Below are 13343 nucleotides of genomic sequence, written 5' to 3'. Positions count from 1 at the left end.
AGCTGTGGAGCACGTTCGGATGACGCGGTTCCGGCGTGCGGATGACCGCGGTACTCGTTCGGGTGATACGGCGAACGGTGATGCGAAGAGCCGGGGAGAGAGTGACAGGAATGACGGGGACCTGTCAGGAGGGTGGAGGGAAGTTGGCCGGAATTCGTTCGATGGCCGTGCGTCGATGTTCGTTAACCGGACGTTTCGCCGATCATGGACGCGACGCCGTCCAGCGTTCGCCGGAGCCCGAATTCGAAGAGCGCGTCCAGGTCCAGATCGAAATCGGCGCCGCTGGTCAGCGAGTTCAGCTCGGGGTACGAGCCGCTCGCCTGGATCGCGTCCAGCCGTGGCTCATTCTGTTCCATCCACTCGCTGCCGGAGACCCCCGTGTCCTGGCGCGCCTGCTCCTCCAGATCGTCGGCCATCGACAGGCCCTGGACGTAGGCGAAGATCAGCAGATGCGTGTGGAGCTTCTCCGCGTACGTCAGCGGAGTCCCCCGCAGCGACCGCAGCATCCACTCCAGATACGCCATCGCGTGCGGCGTCGCGACCGGACGCGTGAACGAGGCCATCGCGTGCGCCATCCACCGGTGCCGCGCGTACACCCCCCGCAGCCAGCGAGCCCCCTGCTCCAGACCCGCCCGCCACTCCGCCGGCACCGGCCCCAGCGGCACCTCCGCACAGGCCGCGTCCGTCATCAGCCGCACCAGCTCCGCCTTGCCCGGCACATGGCGGTACAGCGCCATCGTCGACGCCCCGAGCACCGTAGCCAGCCGGCGCATCGTCAGCGCGTGCAGCCCCTCGGAGTCGGCGAGTTCGAGCGCCGCCTCCACCAGCCGCTCCCGCGACAGCGGCCCGCCGTCAGCGCCCGCCGTGCCCGCCGTGGTCACGACCACTGTGCCCACCCCCGGCTCGACCCGAACCAGGCCCTCCTGACGCAGCACTCCCAGCGCCTTCGTGGCCGTGGCCATCGCCACGCCCCACTCCCGGGTGATGGCCCGCGTCGACGGCACCCGGTCACCCGGGGCGAACTCCCCCGACCGGACACGGCGGCGGAGTTCGGCTGCGATGGCGAGGTAGGGCGGCACGTTCGTCACGGCGGCGAGCGTACTAGTGCACCTGGACGGCGTACACGTCGGTGACACGGGCGTTCGAGGGTGCACAGCCCAGGCGCACTAGGGCACGCGTGGCGGTGTACACACAACGCCTGTTCTTCTCCCCGCATGACACTCACGAAGAACCCCGAACCCGGCCCCGGCGGCCCGCCCGAACCCCGCTCCGACGGCTCCCCCGAAGCCGCCCCCGCCCGCGCCGGCCGCCGCGAATGGGCCGCCCTCGGGGTCCTGATGCTGCCCCTCCTCCTCGTCTCCATGGACGTCTCCGTCCTCTACTTCGCGATCCCCTCCATCGCCGCCGACCTGCGTCCCGGCGCCACCGAGCAGCTGTGGATCCTCGACATGTACGGCTTCGTGCTCGCCGGACTCCTCATCACCATGGGCGCACTCGGCGACCGCGTCGGCCGCCGCAGGCTCCTCCTCGGCGGCGCCGCCCTCTTCGGGCTCGCCTCCGTCGCCGCCGCCTACGCCCACAGCCCCGGCACCCTCATCGCCGCCCGCGCCCTCCTCGGCGTCGCGGGCGCCTGCCTCATGCCGTCCACGCTCGCCCTCATCCGCACCCTCTTCCACGACCCGGCCCAGCGCGCCAGGGCCGTCACCCTGTGGACCGCCGTCATGGCGAGCGGCATCTCCCTCGGGCCCGTCGTCAGCGGAGCGCTCCTCGAACACTTCTGGTGGGGCAGCGTCTTCCTGCTCAACCTCCCCGCCATGGCCCTGCTCCTGGTCCTCGGCCCGATGCTGCTCCCGGAGTCCAGGGGCGCCACCGGCGGCGGCCGCTTCGACCTCGCCTCCGCCGCCCTCTCCCTGGCCGCGCTGCTGCCCCTCATCCACGGCATCAAGGAGCTCGCCGAGGACGGCTGGGCACCCCTGCCCGCCCTCGGCATCACCACGGGCCTGCTCCTCGCCGTCGTCTTCGTCCGCAGGCAGACCCGCCTCGCCCACCCCATGGTCGACCTCGGCCTCCTGCGCCGGCGGGCCTACGGCGGCTCGGTCCTCGTCAACATGCTCGCCATGGTCGCGACCGTCGGCTTCGCCGTCTTCCTCACCCAGTACCTGCAGTCCGTCCTGGGCCAGAGCCCCTTCGAGGCCGCCCTCTGGAGCCTCGTCCCCACCGGTGGCGTCCTCGTCGCCGCGCCGACGGCCGCGGCGCTCGCCCGGCGGGTCGCCCGGGGGTACGTCATGGGCGGCGGGTTCCTCGTCTCCGCCACGGGCTTCGCCTGCCTCGCCGGAGTCGACCGCGCCACGCCCCTGTGGGTCGTGATGGCCGGCGGCTGCGTGTACGCCGCCGGGCTCGTCGCCGCGATGACCCTCGCCAACGAACTCGCCCTCGGCGCCGCCCCGCCCGAACGCGCCGGGTCCGCCGCCGCCGTCCTCGAATCGGGGCAGGAGCTGGGCGGGGCGCTCGGGATGGCGGTCCTCGGATCGGTCGGCGCCGCCGTCTACACCGCCGCGATGCCCCCCTCCGCGCCCGCCGCGGCGCGCGAGACCCTGGGGGGTGCGCTGGGCTTCCCCGGGCCGGTGCTCGAAGCGGCCCGTGACGCCTTCGTCGAGGCGATGGCCGGGGCGGCCGTCGCGGCGGCGGTGCTGATGGCGGGCGCGGCCGCCCTGTCGGTCGTCCTCCTGCGGGGTGCGCGCGACGGAGAGGCCGTCGACCTGCGGGGTGCGGCCGACGGAGAGGCCGGGCGTCCTGCGGCGCGCGCGGCGGAGAGCCCGTCGTCGTCCGTCAGCCCACCAGGCTCTCCCGCCACGCCCGGTGCAGGCCCGCGTAGCGGCCCTCGCCCGTGACCAGGTCCGACGGCGTGCCGTCCTCGACGATCCGGCCCGACTCCATCACCAGGACCCGGTCCGCCACCTCGACCGTGGACAGGCGGTGGGCGATGACCACCGCCGTACGGCCCGCCAGGACCGTGTCCATGGCCCGCTGCACCGCCCGCTCGCCCGGCACGTCGAGGGAGCTGGTCGCCTCGTCGAGGATCAGGACCGCCGGGTCCGCCAGGAGCGCGCGGGCGAAGGCCACCAGCTGCCGCTGGCCCGCCGAGATCCGGCCGCCCCGCTTGCGCACGTCCGTGTCGTAGCCGTCCGGGAGGCCGACGATGAACTCGTGCGCCCCGATGGCGCGGGCGGCCTGCTCGATCTCCTCGCGGGTCGCGTCCGGGCGGCCGATCGCGATGTTCTCGGCGACCGTGCCCGAGAAGAGGAACGCCTCCTGCGTCACCATGACGACGCCTCGGCGGAGCTCCGGGGTCGCCAGGTCGCGGAGGTCCACGCCGTCGAGCCGTACCGCCCCGTCGGTGGGGTCGTAGAAGCGGGCCAGGAGCTTGGCCAGCGTCGACTTGCCCGCGCCGGTCGCCCCGACGACCGCCACCGTCTGGCCGGGCGGGATCGTCAGGTCGAAGGCGGGGAGGACCTCGCCGCCCGTGCGGTAGGCGAAGCGGACCTGGTCGAAGACGACTTCACGGCCGGGGGTGCCGGTACGGGCGGGCAGCTCCCGGGGCGCCGTCGTCTCCGGTACGCCCGGTTCCTGGGCCAGCAGACCCGCGATCTTGGTGAGGGACGCGGCGGCCGACTCGTAGGAGTTGAGGAACATGCCCAGGCGGTCGATCGGGTCGTACAGGCGCCGCATGTAGAGGACCGCCGCCGCGAGGACGCCCAGTTCCAGGGAGCCCGAGGCCACTCGATAGGCGCCCCACAGACACATGCCGGCGACGGCTGTGTTGGCCACGAGGCGTGAGCCGACGACATAGCGGGCCATCTCCAGGAGCGCGTCGCCGTTGCTGCGCTCGTGCCGGACGTTGAGCGCCGCGAACTCGGCGTCGTTGGCCCGCTCCCGGCGGAACGCCCGTACCGGCCGGATGCCGTTCATCGTCTCCGCGAACTTCACGATCACGCCCGCGATGGCCGTGGACCGCTCGGCGTAGACCGCTCCCGCGCGCTTCCGGTAGAGGCGCACGAGGAGGTACAGGGGGAGGAAGGAGGCGACGGCCACCGCGCCGATGCCCAGGTCGAGCCAGAGCAGGAGGACGGAGATCGACAGGAAGGAGAGGACGACACCGATCAGTTCCTGGAGGCCCTCGGAGAGCAGCTCCTGGAGCGATTCGACGTCCGTGGTCGAGCGGGAGATCAGCCGGCCCGAGGTGTAGCGCTCGTGGAAGTCGACGCTGAGGACCTGGGCGTGGCGGAAGATCCGGCCGCGCAGCTCCAGGAGGACGTCCTGGTTGACGCGGGCCGCTCCCCGCACGAAGACGTACTGGAGGAGCCCGGACAGCGCGGCGCAGAGGAGATAGCCCAGCGCCACCGCGACGACCGGGCCGTGGTTCCCGTCCCGGAAGGCCGGGACCCCCCTGTCGATGGCGTACGCGACGAGCAGCGGGCCCGCCTGGACCGCTCCTTCCTTGACGAGGAGGACGAGGGCGGCGAACGCGACCCGCGCGCGGTGCGCGGCGAGCAGCGAACGGAGCAGCGTGCCCGTCGCCCCGGGCGGGGCGGGCAGGTCGTCCCGGTCGAAGGGGTCTCCGGCAGGGGCCGGTCCCGCGGCGGTCTTCCGCTCGGCCGGCGCGGTGAGCATCGTGTCCGTCATCGGTCCTCCTCCTTGCCCTCGCCGGACATCAGCCAGGCGTACTCCTCGCTGGTCCGCAGCAGTTCCTGGTGCGTGCCCACGGCCGTGATCCGGCCCCGCGACAGCAGCGCGACCCGGTCGGCCAGCATCACCGTCGACGGGCGGTGCGCCACGACCAGGGCGGTCGTCTCCCGCAGTACCTCCCGCAGGGCCGCCTCGACCCGTGCCTCCGTATGCACGTCGAGCGCCGACAGCGGGTCGTCGAGAACCAGGAAGCGGGGGCGGCCGACGACCGCCCGGGCGAGCGCGAGCCGCTGCCGCTGACCGCCGGAGAGGCTCAGGCCCTGCTCGCCGACCTGGGTCGCGGTGCCCTCGGGCAGCCGGTCCACGAAGCCGTCCGCCTGCGCCACGCCGAGCGCGCGCCGCAGCTCCGGCTCGCCGGCGCCGTCACCGGCGCCCATCAGGACGTTCTCGCCGACGCTCGCCGAGAACAGCGTCGGCTCCTCGAAGGCCATCGACACCAGGGACCGCAGCCGTCCCCGTTCCATCAGGGCGATGTCCTCGCCGTCGAGGAGGATGCGGCCCCCGGACGCCTCGTGCAGCCTCGGTACGAGCGCGGTGAGGGTGGTCTTGCCGGACCCCGTGCCGCCGACGAGGGCGAGGGTCTCGCCGGGGCGGATGTGCAGGTCGATCCCGTCCAGGACGGGCGGGGAGTCCTCCGGGGCGTCCGGGTAGCGGAACGACACCCCCTCGAAGCGCACCCCGCCGGGGCCGTCCGCAGGCACGCCCGTCCCGGCGGTGTCCGGTTCCTCCTCGGCGTCCATCACCTCGAAGTACCGTTCCGTCGCGGTCGCCGCCTCCTGGCTCATCGCGAGCAGGAAGCCGATCGACTCCACGGGCCAGCGCAGCGCGAGGGCCGTCGACAGGAACGCGACGAGCGTGCCCGCCGACAGGTCCCCGTCCGCGACCTGCACCGTGCCGAGCACCAGGGCCGCCCCGATGGCCAGTTCGGGTACGAAGGTGATGACCGCCCAGATCATGGCGAGGAGACGGGCCTTGGCCAGCTCCGTGCCGCGCAGCTCGCCCGCGAGCTCCCGGAAGGCGCGGGCCTGGCTGCGGTGCCGGCCGAAGCCCTTCACGATCCGGATGCCGAGGACGCTCTCCTCCACGACCGTCGTCAGATCGCCCACCTGGTCCTGGGCGCGGCGCGCGACCACCCCGTACCGGCGCTCGAAGAGCGAGCAGACGATCACCAGCGGGACGACCGGGGTGAGCAGCACCAGGCCGAGCGACCAGTCCTGGGCGAGCAGCAGGACGTAACCCGCGATGATCGTCACGCCGTTGACCAGCAGGAACGTCAGCGGGAAGGCCAGGAACATCCGGACCAGCATCAGATCGGTCGTGCCGCGCGAGAGCAGCTGTCCGGACGCCCACCGGTCATGGAAGGCGATCGGCAGCCGCTGGAGCCTGCCGTACAGCTCGGCCCGCATCCGCGCCTCGACGCCGGACAGCGGCCGTGCCACCAGCCACCGCCGGAACCCGAAGAGCACGGCCTCGGCGATGCCGAGCAGCAGCAGATACAGGGCCCCCAGCCACACCCCGCCCGGGTCCCGGTCCGCGACGGGCCCGTCCACCATCCACTTCAGGACGAGCGGGATGACGAGTGACAGACAGGAGGCCACGACCGCGACGAACGCGGCCGCGAACAGCCGCCCCCGCACGGGCCGTACGTACGGCCAGAGACGGAGCAGCGCACGTACGGCGGACCGGGTGGGAGCGCCGCCGGCCGCGGAAGGGGCGGGCGAGAGGGGCGCGGCGGGCGCGGAGGGCTCTGGGGCGACAGGTTTCTCGGACATCAGGCCCGACCCTACGGTTCACCACTGACACCCCTCACCCCGTTTTCCGGCCGCTCCCACCGAGTCCGACCGCCGCCCCCTGCCCTCAGGTCGCGACCCGCAGCAGTACCACCGACCGGGCCCCCACCGTGAGCGTCCCCCCGCCCCGGTGGATCGTGCCGGGGGCCCCGGACTGGTCCTCGTCGGCCGTGTCGACGACCAGCTCGTACGACTCCGCCCAGGGCGGGCCCGGGAGGCGGAAGTCCAGGGGGTCCGGGCCCGCGTGGAGGACGGCGAGGAAGCTGTCGTCGGTGATCTGCTCGCCGCGGCCGTCCCGGCCCGGTATGTCACGGCCCGACAGGTAGAGGGCGAGCGTGGCCGTGGGGGCGTACCAGTCCCCCTCGGTCATCTCCGTGCCGTCGGCGCCGAACCAGGCCAGGTCCCGCAGCCCGTCCGCGCCCTGCGGCCGGCCGGAGAAGAAGGCCCGGCGGCGCAGCACCGGGTGGCGGTGGCGCAGGTCGAGCAGCCGCCGGGTGAGGGCGAGGAGCTGGGCGCGGCCGGGATCGTCGGGCAGGGACCAGTCGAGCCAGCCGGTCTCGTTGTCCTGGCAGTAGGCGTTGTTGTTGCCGCCCTGGGTGCGGCCCATCTCGTCGCCCGCGACGAGCATCGGGACCCCGGTGGAGAGGAGCAGGGTGGTGAGGAGGTTGCGCAGCTGTCGCAGGCGGAGGGAGTTGACCCCGGGGTCGTCGGTCTCGCCCTCGACCCCGCAGTTCCAGGACCGGTTGTCGTGGGTGCCGTCCCGGTTGCCCTCGCCGTTGGCCTCGTTGTGCTTCCGCTCGTACGTGACGAGGTCCCGCAGGGTGAAGCCGTCGTGGGCGGTGACGAAGTTGACGGAGGCGTACGGCCGGCGCCCGCCCCAGGCGTACAGGTCGCTGGAGCCGGAGAGCCGGTAGCCGAGGTCCCGCACGTCCGGCAGCGCCCCGCGCCAGAAGTCCCGTACGGCGTCCCGGTAGCGGTCGTTCCACTCGGTCCAGAGGGGCGGGAAGGCACCGACCTGGTAGCCGCCGTTGCCCACGTCCCACGGTTCGGCGATCAGCTTGACCCGGCGCAGGACCGGGTCCTGGGCGATCACCGCGAGGAAGGGCGAGAGCATGTCGACGTCGTGCATCGAGCGGGCCAGTGCCGCGGCCAGGTCGAAGCGGAAGCCGTCCACGCCCATCTCCGTGACCCAGTAGCGCAGGGAGTCGGTGATCAGCCGCAGCACCTGCGGCTGCACGACGTGCAGGGTGTTGCCGCAGCCCGTGTAGTCGGCGTACCGGCGGGCGTCGGACTGGAGGCGGTAGTAGCCGCGGTTGTCGATGCCCTTGAGGGAGAGGGTGGGGCCGAGTTCGCCCGCCTCCGCCGTGTGGTTGTAGACGACGTCGAGGATGACCTCGATCCCGGCCTCGTGCAGGGCCCGCACCATCCGCTTGAACTCGCCGACCTGCTGCCCGGTCGTCCCGGAGGACGAGTAGCCGGCGTGCGGGGCGAAGTAGCCGATCGAGTTGTAGCCCCAGTGGTTGCGCAGGCCGCGCCGGAGCAGATGGTCCTCGTGCGCGAACTGATGGACCGGCAGCAGCTCCACCGCCGTCACCCCGAGCCGTACGAGGTGCTCGATCGCCGCCGGATGGGCCAGACCGGCGTACGTGCCGCGCAGCCGCTCGGGGATGCCGGGATGCAGCCGGGTGAAGCCCTTGACGTGCAGTTCGTAGATGACCGAGTCCTGCCAGGGCGTCTTGGGCCTGCGGTCGTCGGACCAGTCGTCGTCGTCCAGGACGACGACCCCCTTGGGGACGAACGGGGCGGAGTCCCGCTCGTCGCGGACGGTGTCGGCGATGTGCTGCTGCGGCCAGTCCCGGACGTGCCCGTACACCTCGGGCGGCAGCGTGAAGTCGCCGTCTACGGCCCGCGCGTACGGGTCGAGGAGCAGTTTCGCCGGGTTCCACCGGGCGCCCGTCCACGGGTCCCAGCGGCCGTGCACGCGGTAGCCGTACCGCTGCCCGGCCCCGACCCCGGGCACGAAGCCGTGCCAGATCTCATGGGTCAGCTCGGTCAGCGGCAGCCGCCGCTCCGTACCGTCCGGGGCGAAGAGGCACAGCTCCACGGCCTCCGCCCCGCCCGCCCACAGGGCGAAGTTCGTGCCCGCCACCCCGTCGGGCCCGACCCGGCAGCGCGCGCCGAGCGGCGTCGGCGCACCCGGCCACACCGGGGGGCCGGCCCGCTCCGGGGCATGCTCGGATACCGCCTCCTGCTCGGCTGCGCTCGCCACCGTCCCGGCCTCCCGCGGCTCGTCGGGCCCCACGACCGGGGAGCGACGGCGTCCCGGCCGCCGCTCCCGCGCGTGTCCTCCTCCTGTTCTGCCCGCACCGCCCCGCTCCCAACATGACCCGCACGCACGTTTCCCCTGGAGGGTGGCCGTCGTTGGGCCGAGCGTGACACTTGTATGGAAGCGGGCGAGGTACGCCCTCGCGGTGGCGGGACTGATGGCGGGCCTCGTGGGCTGCACGGGCAACGGCGGCGAACGGGGCATCGACCTGTCCTTGCCGGGCAAGGCGAGGGCCCCCGGTGACGTCATCCGGGTCAGCCCGGAGGACGGCAGCCGCGGGGTGAGGGCCGACGGGCCGGTCGAGGTGAGGGTGGACAGCGGACGGCTCGAACGGGTGACCGTCGTCCAGGTGGAGGACGCCCAGCGGACCGAGGTCGCGGGGGAGATCTCCGCCGACGGGCTGCGCTGGCGGCCCCGGCCGGAGGCCCGGCTCGCGCTGGCCGCGAAGTACAGCGTGGACGCGGTCGCGCTCGACGCGCACGGCCGCCGCTCGGCCCGGCACACCACCTTCACCACCGCCGTGCCGGAGAGCCGCTTCATCGGCTACTTCAAACCGGAGAACCGTTCCACTGTCGGCACCGGCATGATCGTTTCCTTCGGCTTCAACAGGCCGATCGAGAACCGCGCCCAGGTCGAGCGGGCCATCCGGATCACCTCGGTGCCGCCGGTGGAGGTCGTCGGCCACTGGTTCGGGAAGGAGCGGCTCGACTTCCGCCCGGCCGCGTACTGGCAGCCGGGCACGAAGGTCACCGTCGAGCTCGGACTGCGGGACGTCGAGGGGGCTCCCGGCGTGTACGGCATCCAGCGCAAGACGGTCGGCTTCACCGTCGGCCGCTCCCAGGTGTCCTTGGTGGACGCCGCCGCGCACACCATGGAGGTCAGGAGGGACGGCGAGGTGCTGGCGACGCTGCCGATCACCGCGGGGGCGCCGAAGACCACCACGTACAACGGGAAGATGGTCGTCACCGAGCTGTACGACGTGACGCGGATGGACGGGCGCACGGTCGGCTTCGGCGGCGAGTACGACATCAAGGACGTGCCGCACGCGATGCGGCTCACCGAGTCGGGGACGTTCCTGCACGGCAACTACTGGGCCTCGCCGGACACCTTCGGCTCCGCCAACGTCAGCCACGGCTGCGTCGGGCTGCGGGACGAGAAGGGCGGCAGCGCCGAGTCACCGGCGGGCTGGTTCTTCGAGCGGACGCTCATCGGCGACGTGGTGGAAGTGGTCAACTCGCGTGACCGAAAGGTCGCTCCCGACAACGGCCTCGGAGGCTGGAACATGGAGTGGAACCGGTGGAAGGCCGGCTCCGCTCTGCACTGACCCCGGGTCGCCCGCGCACCGCAGTTCAGGAACCCGACCCCCGTCGCTCCCGCACCGCCCGGCACTTCCGTGCCCTTAGCAGGTCGATCGGGACGGAACGGTGACATTCACGAGGATCTTTCGTGTCCTGCGGTGTGATTATCTTGCGCCGTGTGCGCGAGTGGATGCGCACGGGGGTGGGGCCTTGGCGGTGCCGGGCCGTGCGAGGGGAGAAGAAAACAGTGAACGGGCAGCCGATATCGGGGACATCGGTAGGGGCGAAGGGGCGGCGCGGCCGACGACGCGGGGGCGTCCGGATGGCGGCCCTCGCGACGGGAGCGATGCTCCTGGTGCTCACGGCCTGCGGCGGCGGTGAGACGCCCGGAGCGGGCGGTACGGGGGGACAGGGACCGGCGGCGCAGGGCGGCGGCAAGCAGGAGAACGCGGCCTCTCAGGCGGTCGTGACGATCCTTCCGAAGGACGGCGCCGAATCGGTCGCCACCAGCGGGGCCCTCAAGGTCACCGCGGCCCAGGGCAAGCTGACCACGGTCACGGTCGCCGACTCCAAGGGCACGGCGGTCGAGGGCGAGATCGCGGCGGACGGCTCCAGCTGGTCGCCGAGCGCCCATCTGGCCGCGGCCACCCAGTACAAGGTCCACGCGATCGCGAAGGACGCCGAGGGCCGCGAGTCGGCGAAGGACATCACCTTCACCACCCTGGTCCCGAAGAACACCTTCATCGGCCACTACACGCCGGAGGACGGTTCGACCGTCGGCGTCGGCATGCCGGTGTCCATCAACTTCACCCGGGGCATCACCGACCCCGACGCGGTCGAGAAGGCCATCAAGGTGACGGCCGAGCCGGCCGTACGGATCGAGGGCCACTGGTTCGGCAACGACCGCCTCGACTTCCGCCCGGAGAACTACTGGGCCGCGGGCACCAAGGTGACCGTCGAGCTCAACCTGGACGGCGTCGAGGGCCGCCCGGGTGTCTACGGCAAGCAGAAGAAGAAGGTCTCCTTCACCATCGGCCGCCGTCAGGTCTCCACGGTCGACGCCAGCGCCAAGACGATGAAGGTCGAGCGCGACGGGAAGATCATCAAGACGATCCCGATCACCGCGGGCGCCCCGTCCACGACCACGTACAACGGTCAGATGGTCATCAGCGAGAAGTACAAGGTGACCCGCATGAACGGGGCCACGGTCGGCTTCGGCGGCGAGTACGACATCAAGGACGTGCCGCACGCGATGCGTCTGTCCACCTCGGGCACCTTCGTGCACGGCAACTACTGGGCCGCGGCGGGCACCTTCGGTTCCGCCAACGTCAGCCACGGCTGCGTCGGTCTCCAGGACGCCCGGGGCGCGGGCAACAGCTCCATGCCGGCGGCCTGGTTCTACGACCGCTCGATCATCGGTGACGTGGTCGTCGTGAAGAACTCCAAGGACAAGCAGATCAAGCCGGACAACGGCCTCAACGGCTGGAACATGGACTGGTCGGAGTGGATCGCGTAGCTGTACGCGACGGAGTGCGGGCCCGGTGCTGTGAGCAACAGCACCGGGCCCTTCCGCGTTAACGGACACTAACCTTCCTCCCATGACTGTGAACCTCGAAGTCGCCGAAGGCGTCGGCACGATCCGCCTCGACCGCCCCCCGATGAACGCCCTGGACGTCGCCACCCAGGACCGGCTGCGTGAACTGGCCCAGGAGGCGACCGACCGCGACGACGTGCGGGCCGTGGTCCTGTACGGCGGGGAGAAGGTGTTCGCGGCCGGCGCGGACATCAAGGAGATGCAGGTCATGGACCACGTGGCCATGGTCAAGCGCTCCCGCGCCCTCCAGGACGCCTTCACCGCCGTCGCCCGCATCCCCAAGCCGGTCGTCGCCGCGATCACCGGATACGCCCTCGGGGGCGGCTGCGAGCTCGCGCTCTGCGCCGACTACCGGATCGCCGCCGACAACGCGAAGCTGGGCCAGCCGGAGATCCTGCTCGGCCTGATCCCGGGCGCCGGCGGCACCCAGCGCCTGTCCCGCCTGGTCGGCCCCTCCAAGGCCAAGGACCTCATCTTCACCGGCCGGATGGTCAAGGCCGACGAGGCCCTGACGCTCGGTCTGGTCGACCGGGTCGTCCCGGCCGCCGAGGTGTACGAGCAGGCGCACGCCTGGGCCGCGAAGCTGGCGCAGGGCCCGGCGGTCGCCCTGCGGGCCGCCAAGGAGGCGATCGACCAGGGTCTGGAGGCCGACATCGACACCGGTCTCGCCATCGAGCGCACCTGGTTCGCGGGCCTGTTCGCGACCGAGGACCGCGAGCGCGGGATGCGCAGCTTCGTCGAGGAGGGCCCCGGGAAGGCGAAGTTCGCCTGACGGGCGTGTCCCGGGGGCCGATCCGTCGGAACGGCCCCCGCGGACGGCTCCGTACGGCCATGATGGGGGGCATGGCGGGCCTGGAGGGTAGGGAACAACCGCGGCAGCGCGGCAGCGCGGCCGCAGCGCGGTGGTCACCGGCCGCGGACGACGAACAGGCCGCCGGAGCAGTGGAGTTGTACGGCAATCCGGCGGACGAGGACGTCCGGCTGCCGTCCCGCCCGGAATCCGCGTGGGTGGCCCGCAGGCTCACCCATCACGTCGTGCTGCGGCAGTGGGGTCTCGGCCCGCAGATCGCCGAGCACGCCGTGCTCCTGGTCTCGGAGCTCGTCGGGAACGCCGTCCGGCACACCGGCGCCAGGGTCTTCGCGCTGCGGTTACAGCGGCGGCGTGGCTGGATCCGGGTCGAGGTGCGGGATCCCTCGCGCGGACTGCCCTGTCTGATGCCGGTGCACGAGCTCGACACGAGCGGGCGGGGGCTCTTCCTCGTCGACAAGCTCTCGGACCGCTGGGGCGTGGACCTGGCGCCGCGCGGCAAGACGACCTGGTTCGAGATGCGGGTCTCCGACCGCTGACTCCCCGCCGGCGCGTCCGGCGCCCCCGCACGCACGGAAGCCCCCGTGCGCCGTGGTGGGGTGCGTGGGGGCTTCCGTGTGGTGCGCCGTGGACGGGGGGGTGTATCCACGGCCGCTATGTCGACCTGGCCCGGGTCAATGGGGGTCGGTGTCTCCGACTATGGCAGACAAGGGGCCTTGCCGCCAAAGGCGCCTACTGGTGCAATGAGGGGCAAACCGTGACAGTTTCATGATGAATCCTT

At 72.4% G+C, this 13343-nt stretch carries 9 protein-coding genes; 5 read left to right on the top strand and 4 right to left on the bottom strand.

What is annotated here, in order from left to right:
- Positions 1–182: 182 nt before the first annotated feature.
- Entirely contained in the window at positions 183–1088 is a 906-nt protein-coding gene (locus tag ACFVYX_RS15720; protein ID WP_389681917.1) for a TetR/AcrR family transcriptional regulator C-terminal domain-containing protein, read from the bottom strand.
- 249 nt (positions 1089–1337) lie between these two features.
- On the opposite strand from ACFVYX_RS15720, the gene ACFVYX_RS15715 reads away from it, so the two are divergent.
- Positions 1338–2891, top strand: a complete 1554-nt coding sequence (locus ACFVYX_RS15715) for an MFS transporter (RefSeq protein WP_389682095.1) — start codon at positions 1338–1340, stop codon at positions 2889–2891.
- On the opposite strand, the gene ACFVYX_RS15710 is transcribed toward ACFVYX_RS15715, so the two are convergent.
- From ACFVYX_RS15710 to glgX, 3 genes are all read right to left on the bottom strand, one after another.
- A complete protein-coding gene (locus ACFVYX_RS15710; RefSeq protein ID WP_389681916.1) occupies positions 2830–4683 on the bottom strand; it encodes an ABC transporter ATP-binding protein in 1854 nt (617 codons plus the stop codon). The two genes, ACFVYX_RS15715 and ACFVYX_RS15710, sit on opposite strands and share 62 nt — an antisense overlap.
- Positions 4680–6518: an ABC transporter ATP-binding protein gene (locus ACFVYX_RS15705; protein WP_389681914.1), complete on the bottom strand. Its 1839-nt coding sequence runs from the start codon at positions 6516–6518 to the stop codon at positions 4680–4682. The genes ACFVYX_RS15710 and ACFVYX_RS15705 overlap by 4 nt, the downstream gene beginning before the upstream one ends.
- 85 nt (positions 6519–6603) lie before the next feature.
- Positions 6604–8805 carry a glycogen debranching protein GlgX gene (gene glgX, locus ACFVYX_RS15700; protein WP_389681913.1) on the bottom strand — a complete coding sequence of 734 codons (2202 nt, stop codon included), beginning with the start codon at positions 8803–8805 and terminating at the stop codon, positions 6604–6606.
- A gap of 163 nt (positions 8806–8968) precedes the next feature.
- Between glgX and ACFVYX_RS15695 the strand changes: the two genes are divergently transcribed.
- From ACFVYX_RS15695 to ACFVYX_RS15680, 4 genes are all read left to right on the top strand, one after another.
- Positions 8969–10186, top strand: coding sequence for an Ig-like domain-containing protein (locus ACFVYX_RS15695; RefSeq protein ID WP_389681912.1), 1218 nt, complete (start codon positions 8969–8971; stop codon positions 10184–10186).
- 221 nt (positions 10187–10407) lie between these two features.
- Positions 10408–11676 carry an Ig-like domain-containing protein gene (locus ACFVYX_RS15690; RefSeq protein WP_389681911.1) on the top strand — a complete coding sequence of 423 codons (1269 nt, stop codon included), beginning with the start codon at positions 10408–10410 and terminating at the stop codon, positions 11674–11676.
- A gap of 82 nt (positions 11677–11758) precedes the next feature.
- Positions 11759–12526, top strand: a complete 768-nt coding sequence (locus tag ACFVYX_RS15685; protein WP_389681910.1) for an enoyl-CoA hydratase/isomerase family protein — start codon at positions 11759–11761, stop codon at positions 12524–12526.
- A gap of 71 nt (positions 12527–12597) precedes the next feature.
- Complete coding sequence (locus ACFVYX_RS15680) at positions 12598–13101, top strand: ATP-binding protein (RefSeq protein WP_389681909.1); 504 nt, start codon at positions 12598–12600, stop codon at positions 13099–13101.
- The last annotated feature ends 242 nt before the right edge of the window (positions 13102–13343 follow it).

It is taken from the genome of Streptomyces sp. NPDC058326 (assembly GCF_042879855.1).
GTDB lineage: Bacteria > Actinomycetota > Actinomycetes > Streptomycetales > Streptomycetaceae > Streptomyces.
This window is presented reverse-complemented; position numbering and strand designations above follow the sequence as displayed.